This window comes from Pseudomaricurvus sp. HS19 (assembly GCF_009857815.1).
Classification (GTDB): domain Bacteria; phylum Pseudomonadota; class Gammaproteobacteria; order Pseudomonadales; family Cellvibrionaceae; genus Pseudomaricurvus.
Genome location: NZ_WVVW01000002.1, coordinates 431,260 through 451,517, shown reverse-complemented (window position 1 = coordinate 451,517; position 20,258 = coordinate 431,260). Strand labels below are relative to the sequence as shown.

At 60.5% G+C, this 20,258-nt stretch carries 22 protein-coding genes and 1 other RNA gene; 10 read left to right on the top strand and 13 right to left on the bottom strand.

Going from position 1 to position 20,258, the window contains the following annotated elements:
* The first annotated feature begins 37 nt into the window (after positions 1-37).
* Complete coding sequence (locus GSF27_RS09795; protein ID WP_160968406.1) at positions 38-1,618, top strand: diguanylate cyclase domain-containing protein; 1,581 nt, start codon at positions 38-40, stop codon at positions 1,616-1,618.
* 2 nt (positions 1,619-1,620) lie between these two features.
* On the opposite strand, the gene GSF27_RS09790 is transcribed toward GSF27_RS09795, so the two are convergent.
* The 5 genes from GSF27_RS09790 to GSF27_RS09770 all read right to left on the bottom strand — a co-directional run bounded on the left by GSF27_RS09790 (position 1,621) and on the right by GSF27_RS09770 (position 7,061).
* On the bottom strand, positions 1,621-2,364 hold the full coding sequence (locus GSF27_RS09790; protein WP_160968394.1) for a 16S rRNA (uracil(1498)-N(3))-methyltransferase: 744 nt from the start codon (positions 2,362-2,364) through the stop codon (positions 1,621-1,623).
* A gap of 24 nt (positions 2,365-2,388) precedes the next feature.
* On the bottom strand, positions 2,389-3,234 hold the full coding sequence (gene metF / locus GSF27_RS09785; RefSeq protein ID WP_160968392.1) for a methylenetetrahydrofolate reductase [NAD(P)H]: 846 nt from the start codon (positions 3,232-3,234) through the stop codon (positions 2,389-2,391).
* Between the two features lie 79 nt (positions 3,235-3,313).
* Positions 3,314-4,726 (bottom strand): adenosylhomocysteinase, encoded by a 1,413-nt coding sequence (gene ahcY, locus GSF27_RS09780; protein ID WP_160968390.1) that lies wholly within the window; start codon positions 4,724-4,726, stop codon positions 3,314-3,316.
* Positions 4,727-4,826: 100 nt separating this feature from the next.
* A complete protein-coding gene (metK, locus tag GSF27_RS09775; RefSeq protein WP_160968388.1) occupies positions 4,827-6,041 on the bottom strand; it encodes a methionine adenosyltransferase in 1,215 nt (404 codons plus the stop codon).
* Positions 6,042-6,053: 12 nt separating this feature from the next.
* On the bottom strand, positions 6,054-7,061 hold the full coding sequence (locus GSF27_RS09770; RefSeq protein ID WP_160968386.1) for a metalloregulator ArsR/SmtB family transcription factor: 1,008 nt from the start codon (positions 7,059-7,061) through the stop codon (positions 6,054-6,056).
* A 246-nt stretch (positions 7,062-7,307) separates the two neighbouring features.
* On the opposite strand from GSF27_RS09770, the gene GSF27_RS09765 reads away from it, so the two are divergent.
* Both GSF27_RS09765 and GSF27_RS09760 read left to right on the top strand, forming a co-directional pair.
* Entirely contained in the window at positions 7,308-7,736 is a 429-nt protein-coding gene (locus GSF27_RS09765) for a group II truncated hemoglobin (RefSeq protein ID WP_160968384.1), read from the top strand.
* A gap of 253 nt (positions 7,737-7,989) precedes the next feature.
* Positions 7,990-9,324, top strand: a complete 1,335-nt coding sequence (locus GSF27_RS09760; RefSeq protein WP_160968382.1) for a glycerophosphodiester phosphodiesterase family protein — start codon at positions 7,990-7,992, stop codon at positions 9,322-9,324.
* 31 nt (positions 9,325-9,355) lie between these two features.
* Here the strand turns inward: GSF27_RS09760 and GSF27_RS09755 are convergent, their stop codons facing one another.
* The 3 genes from GSF27_RS09755 to GSF27_RS09745 all read right to left on the bottom strand — a co-directional run bounded on the left by GSF27_RS09755 (position 9,356) and on the right by GSF27_RS09745 (position 11,370).
* On the bottom strand, positions 9,356-9,775 hold the full coding sequence (locus GSF27_RS09755) for a LexA family transcriptional regulator (protein ID WP_160968379.1): 420 nt from the start codon (positions 9,773-9,775) through the stop codon (positions 9,356-9,358).
* 73 nt (positions 9,776-9,848) lie between these two features.
* Positions 9,849-10,337, bottom strand: coding sequence for a cupin domain-containing protein (locus GSF27_RS09750; RefSeq protein ID WP_160968376.1), 489 nt, complete (start codon positions 10,335-10,337; stop codon positions 9,849-9,851).
* A gap of 10 nt (positions 10,338-10,347) precedes the next feature.
* Entirely contained in the window at positions 10,348-11,370 is a 1,023-nt protein-coding gene (locus GSF27_RS09745) for a phospholipase A (RefSeq protein WP_160968374.1), read from the bottom strand.
* Between the two features lie 187 nt (positions 11,371-11,557).
* Between GSF27_RS09745 and GSF27_RS09740 the strand changes: the two genes are divergently transcribed.
* Complete coding sequence (locus GSF27_RS09740; protein WP_160968372.1) at positions 11,558-12,037, top strand: peroxiredoxin; 480 nt, start codon at positions 11,558-11,560, stop codon at positions 12,035-12,037.
* A 49-nt stretch (positions 12,038-12,086) separates the two neighbouring features.
* On the opposite strand, the gene GSF27_RS09735 is transcribed toward GSF27_RS09740, so the two are convergent.
* The 4 genes from GSF27_RS09735 to GSF27_RS09720 all read right to left on the bottom strand — a co-directional run bounded on the left by GSF27_RS09735 (position 12,087) and on the right by GSF27_RS09720 (position 13,550).
* A complete protein-coding gene (locus tag GSF27_RS09735) occupies positions 12,087-12,710 on the bottom strand; it encodes a 5-formyltetrahydrofolate cyclo-ligase (protein ID WP_202410373.1) in 624 nt (207 codons plus the stop codon).
* 39 nt (positions 12,711-12,749) lie between these two features.
* A non-coding RNA gene (gene ssrS, locus GSF27_RS09730) (6S RNA) lies at positions 12,750-12,927 on the bottom strand.
* 68 nt (positions 12,928-12,995) lie between these two features.
* Entirely contained in the window at positions 12,996-13,289 is a 294-nt protein-coding gene (locus tag GSF27_RS09725; protein ID WP_160968370.1) for a cell division protein ZapA, read from the bottom strand.
* 30 nt (positions 13,290-13,319) lie between these two features.
* The gene (locus GSF27_RS09720; protein WP_160968368.1) at positions 13,320-13,550 is read right to left on the bottom strand and encodes a TIGR02449 family protein; all 231 of its coding nucleotides are present in this window, start codon (positions 13,548-13,550) and stop codon (positions 13,320-13,322) included.
* Positions 13,551-13,752: 202 nt separating this feature from the next.
* On the opposite strand from GSF27_RS09720, the gene GSF27_RS09715 reads away from it, so the two are divergent.
* The 6 genes from GSF27_RS09715 to GSF27_RS09695 all read left to right on the top strand — a co-directional run bounded on the left by GSF27_RS09715 (position 13,753) and on the right by GSF27_RS09695 (position 19,537).
* Complete coding sequence (locus GSF27_RS09715; RefSeq protein WP_160968366.1) at positions 13,753-14,355, top strand: UPF0149 family protein; 603 nt, start codon at positions 13,753-13,755, stop codon at positions 14,353-14,355.
* A gap of 39 nt (positions 14,356-14,394) precedes the next feature.
* The gene (gene pepP / locus GSF27_RS09710; protein WP_160968364.1) at positions 14,395-15,714 is read left to right on the top strand and encodes a Xaa-Pro aminopeptidase; all 1,320 of its coding nucleotides are present in this window, start codon (positions 14,395-14,397) and stop codon (positions 15,712-15,714) included.
* 37 nt (positions 15,715-15,751) lie between these two features.
* Complete coding sequence (gene ubiH / locus GSF27_RS17885; protein ID WP_237457472.1) at positions 15,752-16,990, top strand: 2-octaprenyl-6-methoxyphenyl hydroxylase; 1,239 nt, start codon at positions 15,752-15,754, stop codon at positions 16,988-16,990.
* Positions 16,991-17,017: 27 nt separating this feature from the next.
* Complete coding sequence (locus GSF27_RS17880; protein WP_237457471.1) at positions 17,018-18,253, top strand: UbiH/UbiF/VisC/COQ6 family ubiquinone biosynthesis hydroxylase; 1,236 nt, start codon at positions 17,018-17,020, stop codon at positions 18,251-18,253.
* Between the two features lie 142 nt (positions 18,254-18,395).
* Positions 18,396-18,809, top strand: coding sequence for a thiol-disulfide oxidoreductase DCC family protein (locus tag GSF27_RS09700; RefSeq protein ID WP_160968362.1), 414 nt, complete (start codon positions 18,396-18,398; stop codon positions 18,807-18,809).
* Entirely contained in the window at positions 18,806-19,537 is a 732-nt protein-coding gene (locus GSF27_RS09695; RefSeq protein WP_160968360.1) for an SDR family NAD(P)-dependent oxidoreductase, read from the top strand. The genes GSF27_RS09700 and GSF27_RS09695 overlap by 4 nt, the downstream gene beginning before the upstream one ends.
* Before the next feature lie 39 nt (positions 19,538-19,576).
* On the opposite strand, the gene GSF27_RS09690 is transcribed toward GSF27_RS09695, so the two are convergent.
* Positions 19,577-20,257, bottom strand: coding sequence for a Fe2+-dependent dioxygenase (locus GSF27_RS09690; protein WP_160968358.1), 681 nt, complete (start codon positions 20,255-20,257; stop codon positions 19,577-19,579).
* Between the last annotated feature and the right edge of the window lies 1 nt (position 20,258).

The window sequence follows — 20,258 nt, the reverse complement described above, 5'->3', positions numbered from 1 at the left end:
GCTGGGCAGGTGACAACGCCGCCGGGGGTATAAGCGGGTGCAGGATAGAGAAGCAGCAGGTAAAGCCGGTAGCCGGATCGATCGCTACCGCTCTGTGTTTAACCGTTACCGTAATGTCCTGCTGCCACTGGCCATCACCCTGCTGCTGGATCTGTTGTTACTGGCCACCAACACCGTACTTACCCACCGACTTGAACTCTATGCCTCCGAGATCAATCTTGCCGGACGCCAGCGTATGTTGTCGCAGCGCATCAGCAAGTCCGCAGCACTGATCTATTACCAGCAGGTTGATGGTGCAGATACCGCTGCTCTGCGGCAGGAATTGGAGACTGCGGCGGCGCTGTTTGATCGCACACTGCGGGCGTTTGCCGACGGTGGCGATACCGAAGATGCCAGTGGCAAGCCGTTGCAGGTGCGGCCACTGATGCTGCCCGCTTCCCGTGCGACCCTCGCCGAGGCCCAGGCGGTGTGGCAACCGGTACGCCTCCAGTTGCAGGTAGCGCAGCAGTATGAGTATCGGCGGGAAGCCCTGCGCCATCTTCTGCAGTTTCTGTCACAACGCAACCTGCACCTGCTGACCCTGATGAACGATCTCACCGTGCAGCTGGAACAGGAGGCGGCTCATCAGGCGCAGGTACTGCGCTACTTCCAGACCCTGGTGGTGATTACCATCTTCCTGTTGTTCCTGTGGGTGCTGCGGCGCCTGCAGCGCTCCGACCAGTATTTCACCAACCTGATGGAGGCCGACAGCGATATTGTTCTGAGCCTGGATATTGCCGGCCGTAACATCACCTTTATCAGTCGCAACACCGGCCGCCTGTTGGGGTACCCGGATCATTACTACCTGCAGCGGCCCATGGACCGGTTGTTCACCCGCAAAACGGCCCGCCATATTCACGAGCTCACCCAGGCGCTGCGCCGGGGTGAGCAGATCTCCGAACAGCGCATGGAGGGTGAGGTCATCCAGAGCAGTGGTTCCGTGCTGGAGGTGGACTGCATCATCAAGGTGTCCAGTGACGCCGCCGGCAAGCCACAGGAGTTGCTGATAGATGTGCGGGATATCAGCGAACGTAAAAAATACGAACGTGAACTGGAGACGCTGGCCCACCGGGACGCGCTCACCGGGCTTAAAAACCGCAATCGCTTCTTTGAGTTTGCCAGCCAGGCGCTGCTGCGTGCCCAGCGTCAGCCGGACGGCATCGCCGTGCTGTTTATCGACCTGGATGGTTTTAAAAGCGTCAACGACAGTCACGGGCACGATACTGGTGACCGTTTATTAAAGAGCCTGGCTGGCCGTCTGGTGAGCTGTTTCCGTCGCTCGGACACCGTATGCCGGTTAGGTGGCGATGAGTTCGTGGTGCTGCTGGAGCCGGTCGGTGGCCGGGAATCCGTAGCGGTCCTCTGCGAGAAGGTGATTGCCACTCTGTCGCAGGATGTACAGATTGACGACATCAGCTGCAAGGTGGGCGCCAGTATCGGGGTGGCATTCTACCCGCAGGACGGCAGCTCGATTGACGACCTGGTAACCCGTGCGGACGAGGCCATGTACCGGGCCAAAGCCGGCGGTCGCGGCGGCTTCAGTTTTGCCGCTGAGGTGGAACCCTGCGCTGCCGACTGAACTCAACCTGCCAGGTCACCCCAGAGATATTGCAGCACACTGATGGCGGTCAGCGGAGCGGTCTCGGTGCGCAGTACCCGCGGGCCCAGCGTCAGTGGGGAGAAATGATGTTGCAGGCAGTCGTTAATTTCCGCGTCTGACAAGCCGCCCTCCGGACCAATCACCAGCGCCGCCGATTGCGGTTGTGATCGCTCCTGCAGTCGGCCTTCCGAGCGGTGATGCAACACCAGTCGCAGGTGATCATCACTGGCCTCGGGCAGTGAACCGATCCAGCTGTCCAGTTTCATGGGCTGGTGCAGTTGCGGCAGGCGATTGCGCTGGCACTGCTCACAGGCGGAAGTCAGTATCTGCTGCCAGTGCTGTACTTTCTTCTCCAGTCGCGGCCCGGTCAGCTTCACTTCGCAGCGTTCGGTGAACAGCGGCGTGATGGCACTGACCCCAAGCTCGGTGGCCTTTTGCAGCACCCAGTCCATGCGCTCGCCGCGGGAGACGCCAATGCCGAGGTGAATATGCAGTGGAGACTCGCGCTCGTCGGCAATAAAGCGACCCACATCGACAAGCACTTCGCGCTTGTCGACGTTGCTAATCACTGCTTCAAACTCGCCGCCTTCGCCGTTAAACAGGATTAACGGCCGGCCGCCCTGCATGCGCAATACCCGTCCCACATAGTGGCTGGCCTGCTCGTCCAGCGCGACGCTGGTGTCTGCAGACAGTGGTTGTGGGGTGTAGATTCGCGGGATGCGCATGCACGGTTACCTGTCTGCCAACGCTCAGTCAGTGAGGCCGAGATTCTTGACGATAGTGGCGGTGGGCTCTACCTGGTTCATGGTGTAGAAGTGCAGGCCCGGTGCGCCGTTATCCAGCAGGGTCTCACACAGCTCACTCACCAGGTCCAGACCGAAGGCTTTTACGCTCTCCTGGTCATCGCCAAAGGCTTCCAGGCGCTTGCGGATCCAGCGTGGAATATCGGCACCGCAGTTATCGCTGAAGCGAATCAGGTTCCTGTAGTTGAGGATCGGCATGATACCCGGGTAGATGGGCTTGTCGATACCGGCCTTGTCGCACTGGTCGATAAAATAGAAGTACGCATCGGGGCTGTAGAAGTACTGGGTCAGCGCGCTGTTGGCGCCGGCGTCGAACTTCGCTTTCAGGAAACCCACGTCGCTGTCGTAGCTGGTGGCTTCCGGGTGGATCTCCGGATAGGCCGCCACTTCCAGCTGCAGTTGATCGCCAAAATGTTCACGGATAAACGCCACCAGCTGATTGGCGTACACCATCTGGTAAGCGCCACCCATACCGGAGGGCATGTCACCGCGCAGGGCCACGATGCGGTCTACACCGGCGTCGATGTATTCCTGGATCAGGGCTTTCATGGTGGCTTCGTCATCACCACCAAAGGAGAGGTGGGGGGCGACGGCAATGCCATCCTGTTTGAAGGTTTTGACGATGCCTTTGGTGTTGTCGCGGGTGGAACCGCCGGCACCGTAGGTAACGGAAAAGAATTCCGGTTGCAGTTTTTGCAGTTCATCGCGCACCGCCAGCAATTTGGTTCTGCCTTCATCGCTCTTGGGCGGGAAGAACTCAAAGCTGAGGCGCAGGTTGTCGGTGCTGCTCATGACGTTTCTCTCTGTCTTTCACTCGCTGTCAGTCACACACTGCGGCGCGCGGCTGAGCACCGGCGCCTGCAGTTACTGATTAATACTTGTAGCTCTCGGGCTTGTAAGGACCTTCGGCGTGCACGCCAATGTAATCTGCCTGGGCCGGGGTCATGCGGGTAATCACACCGCCGAAACCTTCCACCATGTCCTTGGCCACTTCCTCATCCAGCTTCTTTGGCAGGACCTTGACGTACACTTCCGCAGACTTTTCCTCTTCCATCAGGTTGGCGAACTTGCGCTCGTACAGATAGATCTGGGCCAGTACCTGGTTGGCAAAGGAGCCGTCCATGATGCGTGACGGGTGACCGGTGGCGTTGCCCAGGTTAACCAGGCGACCTTCGGAGAGCAGGATCAGGTGATCGTTGCTGGCGCGGTCACGGTAGACCTTGTGCACCTGTGGCTTCACTTCATCCCATTCGTAGTTCTTGCGCATGAAGGCGGTGTCGATCTCGTTGTCGAAGTGACCGATGTTGCATACGACGGCGCCGTTCTTCAGCGTCTGCAACATCGCGGAATCACACACGTTGATGTTACCGGTGGTGGTGACTACCAGGTCGGTGGTGCTCAGCACGGCGATGTTAATATCTTCCACCTTGCCGGTGTTGATGCCGTTGTTGTAGGGCGATACCACTTCGAAGCCGTCCATACAGGCCTGCATGGCACAGATGGGATCGATCTCGGTAATCTTCACAATCATGCCTTCCTGGCGCAGGGAAGCGGCAGAGCCTTTACCCACATCGCCGTAACCGATGACCAGTGCTTTTTTACCGGACAGCAGGTGGTCGGTGCCGCGCTTGATGGCGTCGTTGAGTGAGTGACGGCAGCCGTACTTGTTGTCGTTCTTGGACTTGGTGACGGAGTCGTTGACGTTGATCGCCGGTACCTTCAGCTCGCCTTTTTTCAGCATGTCCTGCAGACGGTGCACGCCGGTGGTGGTCTCCTCACTGATGCCGTGGATCTGCTCCAGCAGTTGCGGGTACTTTTCGTGTACCAACTGGGTCAGGTCACCGCCGTCATCCAGAATCATGTTGGCATCCCACGCTTCGCTGCCATCTTTCTGCGCCAGGATAGTCTGTTCGATACACCACCAGAACTCCTCCTCGGTTTCGCCTTTCCAGGCGAAGACCGGAATACCGGCGGCCGCAATGGCTGCAGCGGCGTGATCCTGGGTGGAGAAGATGTTGCACGAAGACCAGCGCACTTCCGCGCCCAGTTCCACCAGGGTTTCGATCAGCACGGCGGTCTGGATGGTCATGTGGATACAGCCCATGATGCGGGCGCCTTCCAGTGGCCTGGAGTCGCTGTACTTGCGACGCAGTGCCATCAGCGCCGGCATTTCACCTTCGGCGATGTCAATTTCCTTGCGCCCCCAGTTGGCGTCGCGCTGGAACTGTTCGAGGGAGGTGGCGGCGACTTTAAAGTCGGAAAAACCGTTGATGTTGTAACTCATAGTCGTGTCTCTTGAAATTCATTGCCAGGCAGGAGCCATAGCGCCTGCCGGTGTGTTGTCTGCTTGGGGGCCGTCTTTTGCAGGCCCGTTACTGGCTTGCTTAAAGGCCCAATACGGCCTTCAGCGCGTCGACCTTGTCGGTCTTCTCCCAGGTAAAGGCGGTGAAGGTTTCGGACTTCTCTTCGCCGTTCTCTTTCCAGCGGTAGGTGGCTTCAAACGGCTCGCGGCCGAAGTGACCGTAGGCCGCGGTGAGCTGGTACATGGGGTGCAGCAGGTCCAGCGCCTTGGTGATGCCGTAGGGACGCAGGTCAAATACTTCACGGATGGCCGCTACCAGTTGCTCGTCGCTCACCTTGCCGGTACCAAAGGTGTTGACGGAGATGGAGGTAGGCTCGGCCACACCGATGGCGTAGGAAACCTGAATCTCGCAGCGGTCGGCGAGACCGGCAGCAACCACGTTCTTGGCCACATAGCGACCGGCGTAAGCGGCAGAGCGATCCACCTTGGAAGGATCCTTGCCGGAGAAAGCGCCGCCACCGTGGCGTGCCATGCCGCCGTAGGTATCGACGATAATCTTGCGACCGGTAACGCCGGCATCACCCACGGGGCCGCCGATAACAAAGTTGCCGGTGGGGTTGATGTGGAAGAGGGTACCCTCGTGCAGCAGCTCGGCGGGCAACACGTGCTGGACAATGTTCTCCATCACCGCAATGCGCAGGTCTTCCTGGCTGATGTCCGGGTTGTGCTGGGTAGAGAGCACAACGGCATCGATGGCCACCGGTTTGCCGTTTTCGTAGCGCATGGTGACCTGGCTCTTGGCGTCCGGACGCAGCCATGGCAGTACGCCCTCTTTGCGCAGCTGGGCCTGACGCTCCACCAGACGGTGGGAGTAGTAGACCGGCGCCGGCATAAGGCTGTCGGTTTCATTGGTGGCGTAACCGAACATCAGGCCTTGGTCGCCGGCACCCTGGTCTTCCGGCCTGGCGCGGTCCACACCCTGGTTGATGTCCACAGACTGTTTGCCGATGGCGTTGAGCACGGCACAGGTGGCACCGTCGTAACCCACATCGGAGCTGTCGTAGCCAATACCGGTGATCACGTCGCGGATAATGTCTTCCAGGTCGACGTAGCAGGAGGTGGTCACCTCACCGGCCACAATCGCCATACCGGTTTTGACCAGTGTCTCGACCGCTACCCGGGCGTGTTTGTCGCGGGCGATAATGGCGTCCAGCACGGCGTCAGAGATCTGATCTGCCATTTTATCGGGGTGACCCTCAGAGACCGACTCGGAGGTAAATACGGAATACTCAGACATGCATGTCTCCTCTTAAACCTGCCGCGTCGGCGACAGAAAAAACTGACGAACCTGAATTTGAAAACCATTACGCAGGGCGATGTACTGGCTCTGCCCCGGAGTGAGCCCGGCCTGGGCCGCCCAGTGGGAGAGATCCTCCGGCTCAAAGCCCAGCCACTGGTCGCCGCAGGCTTCCCGCGCCCACTGTTGCTGGTGGTGGCAGAGCTCCGACACCAGCAGGGCACCGCCGGCGCGCAACAATTGGCGCACATGGTCGAATATGTGTGCCGGTGACGGTACGTGGTGCAGCACCATGTTGATCACCACGCAGTCGGCCTGCAGTCCGCGCTCGACGGCGTCGGCGGTATCACCGTGCACGAATTCGATATTACCCAGCCCCTGGGTCACCGCCATGACACGGGCCTTGTCCAGCATGGAGGCGGCGTTGTCCAGGGCTATCACCTCGCTGAAGGCGCTGCTCAGCACCTGCAGGAACTCCCCCTCGCCGGGCCCGATCTCCAGAGCCGTGCGGCGTGCGGCCAGCGGCGTGTTGGCCAGCAGTTCTGCCACTGCTTCGGCGTAGACCTGATGGCTGGCAATCAGGTCCTGCTGGGCTCGGAACTTGGTGGCGTTATCGCTGAAGAACGCCTGCGACGCCTGGGCTCGTTCCTGCTGTACCCCTTTGAGCTGCTGCTGGTAGCTCTCATCCAGAGGCGCCTGGTCGACCGTGGCAAACAGGCTGGTGAGCAGGGCGCAGGCAGGGGAGTCGGTGGCGGGCAGCGCGCGGCGGTAGAAGATCGAGTTGCCCTCGCGGCGGCTGGCCACCAGCCCCGCATTGGACAGTACCTTCAGGTGGTGGCTCATGCCCGACTGCTTGATGTCAAAAATCCGGCTCAGCTCCATAACGCCAAAGGAATCCCGCGCCAGCAGGCGTAAAATCTCCAGTCGCAAGGGATCGCCAGCGGCCTTTAGCAGGGCCGCCAGGTCGCTGCTGGCAAAGGGTTGCCCGGTCGGGAGCGGGGCAGTTCGGGGCTGTAACATGGATCGCAGTGTAGCAGCGATGCCTATCTATATCAAAATATATTGATATAGATGGAGGGGTTACCCTGGTTCCGGCGTAGGAAGGCGGCGGTGAATGTGACAAAATTGCCCTCTTGTAACGGCCCGGGTGCCAGGTGATGGCGTAGCGATTGCGCTGCATCAACAGCCTCCACGGCGGGCGGGGCTACTCTGGCCCCGTTGGCAGGCTCCACCGGGAGCACCCCTGATGATAAAGAGAGAGATGTCATGTCCGAATTCAAAACCCCCTACCAGCTGCTGGGCGCAGAGGGCATCAAACAGTTGGCCCACGCCTTCTACGATGTGATGGATGAGCTGCCCGAGGCGCGACGGATCCGCGACATGCACGGCAAAGACCTGGGTGATATCAAAGGCAAGCTGACCGACTACCTGACCGGTTGGATGGGCGGCCCCCCCGTCTATCACTCCAAGCACGGTACTGTCTGTCTTACCGACCCCCACGCCGGCTATCCCATCGGTCCGGAAGAGCGCGACCAATGGGTGATGTGCTTCGAAAAGGCGCTGGAGCGCATTGATGCCAGTGATGAGGTGAAAGAGATGCTGCGCGGTCCGATCCGTCAGATCGCCGGCGCGGTGCAGAACCGCGATGAGTCCATCAAGCCCAACGACGACCCCAATATTATTGCCATTGGCTGATATTGGCAGTTACCGGATTCTGAAGAGCCCGCACTCGCGGGCTTTTTTGTGCGACATCATTAATTGCGGGGATCAGTGCCGGGGATCAGAGCAGGAGAGCCGCGGCCGGGCTGTGTCTGCAGCAGGTGCTCCAATCGCCTTTTCAAAAATAGTTTATAAAAGCATTACAAATCCATCGTGGATTTGTCACAGAGCCATACCAGCATTGGGATCACCTTAATTTACGGAAATTTCCCGACAGGAGGTTGGCAAAATGCGTTGCAGTTTATCAGCACGATTTCTGGCCGCGATGGCGTTCGCGGTGACTTTATTGACGGCTGCCTGTGTCCAGGCCGGGCGCGACAACACCCCGGGGCAGGGATCGCAGTGGCATGGTCAGAAGCCCGACGCCAGTGTGCAGTTGGGCCCCCGGCCTTTCTATCTGCTGCACAATATGGACAGCGCACCGTTGCAGGAGAAGCTGGCAGCCTGCGAAAATCGGCATGCCCACACCGGGGCCCCGGGTACAGGTGAATTCCGTAAAACCGACTTCTCCATAGGCCATCGCGGTGCCGCCATGCAGTTCCCGGAGCATACGCGGGAGTCCTATGAAGCGGCGGCGAAAATGGGCGCCGGCATCATTGAGTGTGACGTCACCTTTACCAAAGACCGTGAGCTGGTGTGTCGCCACTCCCAGTGTGACCTGCACACCACCACCAACATCCTGGCCACGCCGCTGGCGGCCAAGTGCTCCCAGGGCTTTACGCCGGCGGTGTATGACGCTGAGGGTAATCTGGTTTACCCGGCGCAGGCTCGCTGCTGTACCAGCGATATCACCCTGGAAGAGTTCAAAACCCTGAAGGGCAAGATGGATGCTTACGATCCGGGCGCCACAACCGTGGAAGCGTTTATGCAGGGTACCCCGGACTGGCGCACCGACCTCTATGCGGATAACGGCACGCTGATGACTCACAGGGAGAGCATTGCCTTGTTCAAACAGCTGGGCGTGAAGATGACGCCGGAGCTGAAGAGCGCCAGCGTCGATATGCCCTATGAGGGTGACTATACCCAGCAGGATTACGCCCGGCAGATGATCGACGAGTACAAGTCGATGGGCGTGCATCCCCGTGATGTCTTCCCGCAATCGTTCAACCTGGACGATGTGCGTTACTGGATCGCGCAGGAGTCGCGCTTTGGCCAGCAGGCAGTCTATCTGGATGGTCGCTACGACGATCCCGGCTTTGATTACAACAACCCCGCCACCTGGTCGCCGTCTATGGCGGAGCTGGTGCAGGAGGGTGTGGAAATCATCGCCCCACCCATCTGGATGTTGCTGGCGGTGAGTCCGCAGGGCGAGATTGTGCCTTCTCTCTACGCCGAAGCGGCGCAGCAGGCGGGGTTAAAAATCATCACCTGGACCCTGGAGCGGGATGGGCCCCTGGCCAATGGGGGTGGCTGGTATCACCAGTCGGTGGCCGAGGTGATCGACAACGACGGCGATACTTTTAAGGTGCTGGATGTGCTGGCGCAGCAGGTGGGTGTGATCGGTGTCTTTTCCGACTGGCCTGCCACCACCAGTTACTACGCCAACTGCATGGGTCTGAAGTGACGGGTTTGGCGCGGATTGCGGGCCGGGAGCGTCAGCGGTGCTGCCGCACGCTGCCGGTAACCACCCCTTCGATACGCAGGTCGGCGCTGTCGTGCAGTGACAGCGGCTCGGCGCTGCTGTCGGCGGCCAGCAGGCGACTGTTGCGCAGGTCCAGCCGGCGGCACAGCAGCTCGCCGTCCAGCGCGGCTACCACGATGTCGCCATGGGCGGGGTAGAGGCTGCGGTCCACAATCAGCAGATCGCCGTCAAACAGGCCGTCATCGCGCATCAGTTCGCCCCGCACCCGCGCGCAAAAGGTGGTGGCGGCGCGGCGCACCAGCAGGTCATTGAGGTCCACCCCCGGCTCATCCTCGTCGGCTGGGCTGTCAAAACCGGCCTGGGCGCTGTGCAGGTAGAGGGGCAGGGTGAGCTGGGTCTGGATGGCGGTCGGCAAGGTTTCGGCGATATTCATATATCCACACCTATACTGTATTTATATCCAGTATAGGTGTGGTGGCCGGCGCCCGTCAACGGGGCTGGCCAGGTCAGGGGGCCGGCGTGAAGCGCTCGAGCAGGGTGAGATGTTGGGGAAACTGTTGCAGCAGCGGTTCACGCTCGCCCAGGGTCATATCGGCAAAGTCAAAACCGGGCGAGACCGCTTCACTGAGTAGGCCGAAGTCTCCTCCGGCCAGTTCCGTTGCCTTCCAGACGCCGCCGGGTACCAGCATCTGCAACTGCTGGCCGGCGCCCAGGTCCGGGCCCAGGTCCACGGTTTGCAGCTGGCCATCCGGGTGCAGCAGGTGGTAGCGCAGCGGTCCGCCGAGGTGCCAGAAGTGCAGGATATCGGAGCGGTTGCAGTGCCAGCGTCCAAGCGGCTGTTCGCGGGTGAGCAGATAATAGATGCTGGTCAGCGCCGGTCTTGGCCCCTGTTCCGTGGACACTGATATCTCTGACTCATAGGTACGGCGGAAGTAGCCGCCCTCCACATGGGGCTGCAGTTGCAGTTGCTCGATAACCTGTTGCCGGGTACTCATAGCCATTGCCTCAATACCAGTCAGTGAGAATGACGCCAATGCCAATACGCTGGGTGCGGTGGTTGTAGTCGATCAGCGTTTCGCCGTAGCCGTTGACGTATTCGAGGTAGCCGTTGAGGCGACCCGGCAGGGGAAAGCTGAGGCCCAGGGTGACGGAGTTGCGGTTCTCCTCACTCTGCATGTTGTTGCGGAAGGTGGCGGAGAGCATCCAGTCGTCATTCCACTTATACGCCGCTTTCAGGTCGGCGTAACCCAGGTAATCCTCGATATCCGGGTTGTCATCGTCGTCGGCATCTTCCGGTATCCGGTACCAGGGTTTGAGGGAGAAGGCCCAGCGGTTGCGGGCCAGCACAAATTCGGCGTAGATACGGTTCCAGCTGCGGGACAGGGGTTCGCCGCGGCCATTGGACTGGTGCACGAAGCCCAGGTTAAACAGCTCCACATCGGCACCCAGAACCGACAGGCCGGTGGGGATGCTCCAGGCCACTTCCGGTGAATAGTTGGTCTCGCGGAACGGGGCGGAAGCGTCGGTATTGTACATCTGCCACAGGGAGAGCTGGGTGTAGCCAAACCAGAGGGTAGAGTCCTGCAGCAGGAAGTCCTCGACCAGCGGTATCTTGAGGCTGATCTGGAACTTCACCTCTTCGTTATCCAGCGGCTCGTCCTGGTCCGGTCCCAGGGCCAATCCCCGGTAGGAGCGCTGGTTGGGACTTTTCATATAGGTGTAGGGCAGGATGTAGGTTTTATCGTGGGGCAGGATGGCAAACTTGTGGCCGAACAGCAGGTCCTCCCTTTGCAGGTGCTTTTTGACTTCGGATTCCTGCTCTGATTCCAGTGCTGCCACCAGCTCCTCCGCTTCTGCCGCCTCTACAGGACTCTCCTCAAGCACCAGTGGCCGGCCGAACAGGGCGTCGTAGCATTCCAGGCGCAGCTGGTCATCGGCGATGGTATTGCAGTCAGCGGCCAGGCCGGACGGGGCGAAGGCCAGCAGTGGCAGGGCCAGCAGCAGTGGCCGGTTAGCGGGCAGGGGCATGGGGTTTCTCTGGTATGGGTAGTGGCGTGTCTGACGTGTTGTCAGGCGGCCACAGTGTACTCATCTGCGTCCGCCGATGCATGGGTAGTGGCCGGGTTTAACGCTTGAGCTGGATCGGGGTTTGCCGCAGACTGCCGCGACAACAACCACAATCAGTCAATCTGACGCGAATTATAAGGATACTGTTATGACAATCACTGTTGGCGATCGCATTCCGGACGTTAGCCTGAAAATCATGGGCGCTGAAGGCCCGCAAGCTGTGTCCACCAGCGAGCTGCTGGCGGGCAAGCGGGTAGTGCTGTTTGCTGTGCCCGGCGCCTTTACCCCCGGCTGTTCCCGCGCCCACCTGCCAGGCTATGTGGTGCATGTGGACGACATCAAGGCCAAGGGTATCGATGAGGTGATCTGTACCTCCGTCAATGACGCCTTTGTGATGAGCGCCTGGGGTACTGCCCAGAACGCCGAACACATCACCATGCTGGCCGACGGTAATGGTGAACTGGCACAGGCGCTGGGGCTGACCATGGACGGCAGCGGTTTCGGCCTGGGCCAGCGCAGCAAGCGCTACGCCATGGTGGTGAACGATGGCGTGGTGGAACTGCTCAATGTGGATGACAGCGGTGCGATAGAGAAGAGCAGCGCCGAGACCATTCTGGCAGCGCTGTAAGCAGCGTTGTCACCAGCGGCGGTCACCGGATCGTCGCTGTGCCAGGCACTCAGAATAGGCCATCAGCCGGCAGCGCCGGATTGGCAATCAGCTCCCGGTCGGTGACCACCGCCTGCAGCGGTACATCCCAGCTCTCCAGGGGCAGCTGCTCCACTCGCTGGCACTCGTGCGCCAGTCCCACCAGCGCCGGCCCCCTGCCGGGTTCGGCAATCCTGAAGGCGAAAGTACGGTCGTAAAAACCGCCCCCCATCCCCAGTCGTCCGCAATTGCTGTCAAACCCCACCAGTGGCATCAGCACCAGTTGCAGCTGCTCGGGCTCGAGGTGTTGATCGTAGTCCGGGTGGGGTTCGTCAATGCCGTAGCGATTGGTGATCATGGGGGTGTCGGGGGTATAGCGCACAAACTTCAGTCGCTGGCCGGGGGTCAGAACCGGCAGGTAGCTGAACTTGCCCCGGTGCCACAGTTCCTGCAGCAGGGGGGTTGGGTCTATCTCACCGTCATTGGGCAGGTAGAGGGCTATGTGGTGGCTGTCGTGCAGTAGAGGCATGGAGAGCAGGTGTTGGCAGACGCGGCGGGAAGCGTGTTGCTGTTGCTCTGCTGACAGGGCGCGGCGACGGCTGCGCAGGGTCTGGCGCAATTGTGTGCGCTTCTCATCCATAAACACTGATTCCATCGCTGGCTGCAGAACGGGTGCGGGGCGAGGGGGGGTAATAGGAGCCCCGAGGGTGCCGCTGTCAACTTGGCCTTGAACCGTAAGGTTCAAGGTGGGGGTCTCTGCAGTACCTAAGGCTTTCCGTAGACCGGACCTGCACACGGGTACTGACTAGCTACCCCCGGGGTATAGATTATCGGCTCGAGGACTTGTTGACTGGCAAACACCTCAGGGTGGGCACCATTATAGCGCAACGGGATGCCGGCCAACACCCGCAGAAGCAAATCGGCGGGCCGGAAAGGGAAATCAGCTGAGTTTGTTGAGGGCCTGTTCCAGCTTTTCGTTCAGCCGGGTCAGCGCACTGTCACTGATGTTGGGGGCGCCACCCCGGCCGCTGGCCAGCAGCAGTTCGTGACTCAGGTTGAGTGCCGCCATGACGGCGATACGCTCCAGGCCAATCACGCTGCCGTGGTTGCGGATTGCGCGCATGCGCTCATCGAGGTTGCGGGCAGCTTCAGTCAGCGCGTATTTCTCACCGGCGGGGCATGCCACCTGATAATCCTTGTCGAGGATTTTCACAAATACTGTTTCGCTGCTCATGGGGAGTTCCTTCAACCGCAAGCGGTTGCATCAATTGTGCTCTTCGAGGCTCTTCAGTCGCGAGATCATCGCCTCGACCCGATTTTTTGCCAGCTCATTCTTTTCAATCAGACGCTTGCGCTCACCGAGCCACTCATCCTCTTTGGCGCGCGCCCGGGCCAGTTGCTGACGCAGTTCGTCATTCTCTCGATTGAGCTGATCACAGGCACCGATCAAGCGATCCAGTTTGCTTTCGAAGGCTGCGAGGAGCTGATCGGTCATGTGACAGGCCTGTGGTCGGGTTTCGGGCTACTATATTGCGCCCTATCAAAGGGGTCAACCAGCCGCCACCCGTTTACAGATGCAGTCTGCAGAATGCCAGTGAGTGACTTCGGCGGGTCCGGAAAAGTTCCCCCCAACCCGGCTTCTGACGACCCGGAAAGCCATTTCTGCTAGCATGTTGGCGTTAAGCGAAGGGAGCCTTATGAGTAACGTTGAACCCCTGATCTCCTTCGAGGAGATGAACCACCTGTTGATTCCACTGGGCGCACTGAACAGCCCCGCCGAACTGCACGGCATGCTGTGCGGCAAACTGAGTGGCGGGCAGCGCCTGCCCGCCGATGAGTGGCTGCAACAGGCCCTGATCTTTATGGACATTATTACCAGTGAAGAGGAGGGTGTCGTCGGCGATGCGGAAGGCCGGGGACAGGCCGCCATGGCGCGTCTCTATCCGGTAACCCTGGCGCAGCTGCAGGATGACCAGCTGGGTTTCCAGCTGCTGCTGCCCGATGACGATGCTGACCTGGAGCGGCGCAGCCAGGCGCTGGGTGAATGGTGCCACGGTTTTCTCACCGGCTTTGGCAGCGCCGGCCTGGCGGAGGGGACCAAATTCTCCGAAGAGTCCGCCGATTGCCTGCGTGACCTGGCGGCCATCGCCCAGATCGGTGACGGTACCGACGAGGATGAGGACGAAGCCGAAGGCCATCTGGTGCAGATTGAAGAGTATGTGCGCATGGCGGTGCTGACACTCTATATGGAGTTTGGCAACAAGCCCGCCGGCGACAGTGAACAACCGCTATTGCATTGACGTTTTGCCGCCCGGGACGGGCGGCTGTTGAGGATCGGCATGACTATCACCAAGCAGGAATTCACCCGTCGTCGCAAACAGCTGATGGCGATGATGGAACCCAACAGTATCGCCATCCTGCCGTCGGCGGCAGAGAAGACCCGCTCCCGGGACACGGAATACAACTTTCGCCAGGATAGCGACTTCCTCTACCTGACCGGATTCAATGAGCCGGAAGCGGTACTGGTGTTGCTGCCCGGTCGCGAACACGGTGAGTACGTGCTTTTTTGCCGCGAGCGCGATCGTGACAAGGAGATCTGGAACGGCTATCGCGCGGGTCCCGAGGGGGCCTGTGACAAGTTCGGTGCCGACGATGCTTTTCCCATCGACGACATCGACGATATTTTGCCGGGCCTGATTGAGGGGCGTGAGCGGGTCTACTACGCCATGGGCAAGGACCAGGACTTTGACCATCAGGTGATGGTATGGATCAACGCCATCCGCGCCAGAGTGCGTACCGGCGCTATTCCCCCCGGCGAGTTTCTTGATCTGGATCACCTGCTGCACGACATGCGCCTGTATAAAAGTGCTGCTGAAATCCGCTTGATGCAACGCGCCGGTGACATCTCGGCCGCGGCCCATGCCCGGGCCATGAAAATCTGTAAGCCGGGCTTGTATGAATATCAGCTGGAAGCGGAGATCCACCATGAGTTCTCTTTTAATGGTGCCCGTTTCCCCGCCTACAACACCATTGTGGGTGGCGGTGCCAATGGCTGCATCCTGCACTATGTGGAGAACAGCGATGCACTGCGTGACGGCGACCTGGTACTGATTGACGCCGGATGCGAACTGGACGGTTACGCGGCAGACATTACCCGTACCTTTCCGATCAACGGTCGTTTCAGCGACGAGCAAAAGGCGCTCTATGAATTGACCCTGCGGGCCCAGGAAGCGGCGCTGGCGGTGATTGCCCCGGGCCGTCACTGGAACGAGCCCCACGAGGCATCGGTGCGTTGCATTACCGAAGGGCTGCTGGAGCTGGGCTTGCTGCGCGGTGAGCTGGAGCAGCTGATTGCCGACGAGGCCTATAAAGAGTTTTACATGCACCGCATCGGCCACTGGCTGGGACTGGATGTGCACGATGTAGGCGACTACCGTGTCGGCGGTGAGTGGCGGGTACTGGAGCCGGGTATGGTGATGACCGTGGAGCCGGGTATCTACGTATCCCCGGATAACGCCTCTGTGGAGGCCAAGTGGCGGGGCATCGGTATTCGCATTGAAGACGATGTGCTGATCACCAAAGAGGGCTATGAAATCCTCACCGGCGCGGTACCCAAGAGTGTGGATGAGATTGAAGCACTGATGGCTGGTGCGGCCTGATGCCGTCAGTCAGGTTATATAAGGCATATAGATAGATATGAGTGAGCGGGATATCGTCATTATTGGCGGCGGTATGGTGGGCGCCTCGCTGGCAGTGTTGCTGGCGGTGGCACTGCCACAGAGGCGCATTGCGCTGGTGGAAAGTTTTCCTATGCCCGCGGCCGGCGAGCCGGTCTACCAACCCAGCTACGACGATCGCTCCACCGCCATCGCCCAGGGCAGTGTCTACCTGCTGCAACAGGCCGGCGTGTGGCCCCAGCTGCAGCGTTACGCCACGGTGATTGAGCAGGTACACGTCTCCGATCGCGGCCATATCGGCGGCACCCTGATTGATCGTCGGGAGGTGGGTGCAGAAGCGCTGGGTTACGTGATCCCCAATGCCTGGATCGGTCGTGTGCTGCTCAGTCACCTGCAACAGTGTGCCAATATCGAATTGATTGCGCCGGCGTCAGTGACCCGGTTGCGGCCGGTAGCCGGTGGTGCCGAACTGCTGGTTGCGCCGCGCGACGGCGAGCCCTACACGCTGACAACGGCGCTGGCGGTGATTGCCGATGGTGCCGACTCGCCATTGCGGCAGGCACTGGGCATCGAGTGCCGGGTGCAGGAGTATGACCAGACCGCCATCATTGCCAACGTCGGCCTGGATCGCTCCCACCACCATGTGGCCTATGAGCGTTTTACCGATGAGGGTCCCATGGCGCTGTTGCCTCTGGCGGGTGACAGTGACTGCCGCAGCGCAGCACTGGTCTGGACCCAGCCGGCGGCGCAGGCCGACGAGATATTGAGCCTGCCTGACGAGCAGTTCCTGGCGCGCCTGCAGGACAGGTTTGGTCATCGGCTGGGGCGGTTTGTCTCCGTCGGCAAGCGCGACGCCTATCCGCTGGCGCTGATGCTGGCGGCGGAGCAGGTGCGCTCTTCCATTGTGGTGTTGGGCAACGCCGCTCACTTTATGCACCCGGTGGCGGGACAGGGCTTTAACCTGGCGCTGCGGGATGCGGCGGTGCTGGTGGAAACCCTGATGCAGGCAGCGGCTGACGAATCGCCCGGCAGCCTGAAGTTGTTGCAGCGTTACCTGCAGAGGCAGCAGCATGACCAGGACACCACCGTGTTTGTCAGTGACCAGCTCAGCAAATGGTTCTCCAGCAATCGCCTGCCGCCGGCGGCACTGCGGGGGCTTGGGTTGCTGGGGCTGGAACTGCTGCCCCCGGCTAAAGACTGGTTTACCCGCCAGACCATGGGCTCGGCGGGTAAATTTGTACAACTGCCTTTACGTTAACCACCACTATTTCCCGCGACCACTATCATGACTACTGAACGCCAGACCCTCACCTATGACATCGTTGTTGTCGGCGCCGGCATGGTGGGCAGCGCCATCGCCTGTGCCCTGGCCGCGGATCCCCGTGGTGCCGATTTGCGCATCGCCGTGGTGGAGGCGGGCGCGGACCCGGCACAGTTCAGTGGTACCGATTTTGATCCAAGGGTTGTGGCCCTGACCCACGCCTCCCGGGACCTGTTGGACAGCGTCGGTGCCTGGTCATTGATTGAGGCCGAGCGTGCCTGTCCCTATCGCCATATGGTGGTGTGGGATGCTGAGGGCACCGGCAGCATCGACTTCCACGCCGCCGAGGTGCAGCAGGCTAACCTCGGCCACATCGTCGAGAACAGCGTGGTCACCCGCGCCCTGCTGGGTTGCCTGCGGGCGCTGCCACAAATTGAGTTGCTGCAACCGGCACGGGTGGAAACCCTGTTGCGGGATGAGGAGAATGGACAGCCGCAGGTGTTGCTGGCGGACGGTCGCGTGCTCACATCGTCGTTGCTGTTGGCCGCGGACGGTGCCAACTCCCGAGTGCGCCAGCTGGCCAATATGGCGACGCGGGAATGGAGCTACGGACAGCAGGCCATTGTCACCACCGTGCGCACAGAGCGCTCCCACGACGACACCGCCTGGCAGCGTTTCCTCGCCAGTGGTCCGCTGGCATTCCTGCCCATGCAGACTGCCACCGCGGAAGGGGTGGACAGCCACCACTGCTCCATCGTCTGGTCCCTCAATGATGACTGTGTGGAGTCGTTAATGGCGCTGGACGACGAGGCGTTTGCGGCGCAGCTGGGAGAGGCATTCGAAATGAAGCTGGGTGCGATCACTCAGGTGGACCGTCGCTTCTGCTTCCCGCTGCGTCAGCGTCACGCGGTTGATTATGTACAGCGTGGCATCGCCTTGATGGGCGACGCAGCCCACACCATTCACCCGTTGGCAGGTCAGGGCGTAAACCTGGGTTTCCTCGATGTCTGTGCCATGCGTGATGAGATATTGCGCGCCTGTGAGCGTGGTGTCCCCCTCAGCGATCCCTCGGTACTCAACCGCTACCAGCGGTCGCGCAAGTCCCACAACCTCAGCATGATGGGGTTGATGGAGGGCTTCCAGCGCCTGTTTGGTGCCGATAACCTCGGAGTGCGCTGGCTGCGCAACGCCGGTATGCGCCAGGTCAATCGTCTCGGGCCACTGAAGAACCGGCTGGTGCGCCAGGCCATGGGGCTCTGAAGCCCAGCCCGTCGGTTCGGGTATTGAAGCTCCCTGCGCAAAAAACTGGCACCGCATTTTTCTTGTCATTGAACCCTCATCCCGTCACCGGCGTACCCTGATGCAGAGCACGAATCGTCGTGACTGAGGAGGGAACACACCTATGGCACTGACGCTGTTTTATGATGGCCGCTGCCCCCTGTGCGTGGCCGAGATGGAGTCCCTCCGTCGCCACGACCACCACCAGCGTTTGCAGCTGGAAGACATATTTCAGCCCGGCTTGCAGCAGCGCTACCCGCAACTGGATCTCTGGCGTGCCCTGCAGGTACTGCATGCGGTCGACGAAAAAGGCCGTTGGTGGTTTGGGCTGGATGTGACGGCGCGGGCCTGGTCACTGGTGGGGGTGAAGCGCTACAACTGGCTGCGCTGGCCCTTCATCCGGCCGCTTGCGGACATCTGCTATAGAGCCTTTGCCCGCCATCGCTATACCCTCTCCCTCTGGCTCACCGGTCGTGCGCGAATCTGCGATAGCAACCGTTGTAACCCGGGTGCCGGTAAACCTGGAGGTGGCTGGTGAACAGCGGCAATAACAACACCGCGTTGGTGGTGGGGGCCGGCGGTGGCATTGGCCGGGCGGTGGCAGAGCGGTTACTGCATGGCGGTTGGCAGGTGCTGGGGGTGAGCCGCCAGCCGCAGTCCATTAACCACCCGCAACTCAGCTGGTATAACGGTGCCAGTGATGAAACCGAAATCGAGCAGCTGGTTGCGCAGCTGGAAGACTTTCGCGGTCGTATCCAGCGGGTGGTGGTTTGCAGCGGTGTCCTGCACAGCGACGCCCAGGCGCTGGCGCCGGAGAAGCGGCTGGAGGAGTTAACCGCTCACGGCCTGATGTCCACAATGGCGGTGAACACCTTGCTGCCCGGGTTGTGGTTGGCGCGACTGCTGCCGCTGCTGAAGGATTCACCCCACTGTGTCTATGCCACCCTCAGCGCCCGCGTTGGCAGTATTGGCGACAATCGCCTCGGCGGCTGGTACAGCTATCGCGCCAGCAAGGCGGCTTTGAATATGTTGCTGCAGACAGCGGCAGTGGAGTACTCCCGGCGCGCGCGAAGGGTGAAGTTACTGGCATTTCATCCCGGCACTACCGATACCCAACTGTCCCGCCCGTTCCAGGGCAACGTACCCCATGGCAAGCTGTTTACGCCGGAATTTGTAGCCACGCAGATGGATCGCATCATGTCCGGTCTGCAGGCGGACGGTGAACTCAGTTATCTCGATTGGCAGGGCAAGGCGATTCCCTGGTAGTCCATTCCCTGATGACCAATTCCCCGATAGTCAGGGGATTCAGTTTGCCGCCCAGTTGCGCATCAGGTTGTGGTAAAGCGCGCTCAGTGATCGTACCTGCTGGTCATCCGCTCCACGCTCAACGGTCAGGGTCTGCACCACCTGGTCCAGGTCAAACAGTTGCTCCCGCTGTTGCGCGCTGCGCACCAGACTCTGTATCCAGAAAAAGGAGCAGACCCGGGCGCCGCGTGTCACCGGTCGCACTTCGTGCAGGCTGCTGGAGGGATAAACGATCATGTCGCCGGCATTAAGCTTGACGCTCTGGGCACCGTATTGGGTTTCGATAACCAGCTCGCCACCGTCGTAGCTGTCGGGCTCGCACAGGAATATGGTCGCCGAGACGTCGGTGCGCAGGCTCTCACCGCCGGCCAGGTACATGATGGCGCTGTCCACATGGAGTCCGTAGCTGCCGCCGTCGGCGTAGCGGTTGAATTTGGGCGGATGGATTTTTTCCGGCAGGGCGGCGCTGACAGACAAGGGGTGACGGGAAATTTTCTGCAGCAGGAATTGTTGCAGCTGCTGAATTTGTGGCTGCTGCTCGTCCGCCTGCTGATTGAATTTCACCGTGCGGGCAATGCCACCTGCAGTGTCACTGCCATCGAGCCAGCCGTGTTGGTCCAGATGCAGGCGCATCTGTTTCACTTCCTCTTTGCTCAGCAGGTTTTCAATCGGTAACAGCATG

Excerpts from the sequence above, each read along its gene's own strand:
- GSF27_RS09790 (WP_160968394.1), bottom strand. The coding sequence starts at position 2,364 with ATGCGCATCCCGCGAATCTACACCCCACAACCACTGTCTGCAGACACC.
- metF (WP_160968392.1), bottom strand. The coding sequence starts at position 3,234 with ATGAGCAGCACCGACAACCTGCGCCTCAGCTTTGAGTTCTTCCCGCCC.
- ahcY (WP_160968390.1), bottom strand. The coding sequence starts at position 4,726 with ATGAGTTACAACATCAACGGTTTTTCCGACTTTAAAGTCGCCGCCACC.
- metK (WP_160968388.1), bottom strand. The coding sequence starts at position 6,041 with ATGTCTGAGTATTCCGTATTTACCTCCGAGTCGGTCTCTGAGGGTCAC.
- GSF27_RS09770 (WP_160968386.1), bottom strand. The coding sequence starts at position 7,061 with ATGTTACAGCCCCGAACTGCCCCGCTCCCGACCGGGCAACCCTTTGCC.
- GSF27_RS09765 (WP_160968384.1), top strand. The coding sequence starts at position 7,308 with ATGTCCGAATTCAAAACCCCCTACCAGCTGCTGGGCGCAGAGGGCATC.
- GSF27_RS09760 (WP_160968382.1), top strand. The coding sequence starts at position 7,990 with ATGCGTTGCAGTTTATCAGCACGATTTCTGGCCGCGATGGCGTTCGCG.
- GSF27_RS09755 (WP_160968379.1), bottom strand. The coding sequence starts at position 9,775 with ATGAATATCGCCGAAACCTTGCCGACCGCCATCCAGACCCAGCTCACC.
- GSF27_RS09750 (WP_160968376.1), bottom strand. The coding sequence starts at position 10,337 with ATGAGTACCCGGCAACAGGTTATCGAGCAACTGCAACTGCAGCCCCAT.
- GSF27_RS09745 (WP_160968374.1), bottom strand. The coding sequence starts at position 11,370 with ATGCCCCTGCCCGCTAACCGGCCACTGCTGCTGGCCCTGCCACTGCTG.
- GSF27_RS09740 (WP_160968372.1), top strand. The coding sequence starts at position 11,558 with ATGACAATCACTGTTGGCGATCGCATTCCGGACGTTAGCCTGAAAATC.
- GSF27_RS09735 (WP_202410373.1), bottom strand. The coding sequence starts at position 12,710 with ATGGAATCAGTGTTTATGGATGAGAAGCGCACACAATTGCGCCAGACC.
- GSF27_RS09725 (WP_160968370.1), bottom strand. The coding sequence starts at position 13,289 with ATGAGCAGCGAAACAGTATTTGTGAAAATCCTCGACAAGGATTATCAG.
- GSF27_RS09720 (WP_160968368.1), bottom strand. The coding sequence starts at position 13,550 with ATGACCGATCAGCTCCTCGCAGCCTTCGAAAGCAAACTGGATCGCTTG.
- GSF27_RS09715 (WP_160968366.1), top strand. The coding sequence starts at position 13,753 with ATGAGTAACGTTGAACCCCTGATCTCCTTCGAGGAGATGAACCACCTG.
- pepP (WP_160968364.1), top strand. The coding sequence starts at position 14,395 with ATGACTATCACCAAGCAGGAATTCACCCGTCGTCGCAAACAGCTGATG.
- ubiH (WP_237457472.1), top strand. The coding sequence starts at position 15,752 with ATGAGTGAGCGGGATATCGTCATTATTGGCGGCGGTATGGTGGGCGCC.
- GSF27_RS17880 (WP_237457471.1), top strand. The coding sequence starts at position 17,018 with ATGACTACTGAACGCCAGACCCTCACCTATGACATCGTTGTTGTCGGC.
- GSF27_RS09700 (WP_160968362.1), top strand. The coding sequence starts at position 18,396 with ATGGCACTGACGCTGTTTTATGATGGCCGCTGCCCCCTGTGCGTGGCC.
- GSF27_RS09690 (WP_160968358.1), bottom strand. The coding sequence starts at position 20,257 with ATGCTGTTACCGATTGAAAACCTGCTGAGCAAAGAGGAAGTGAAACAG.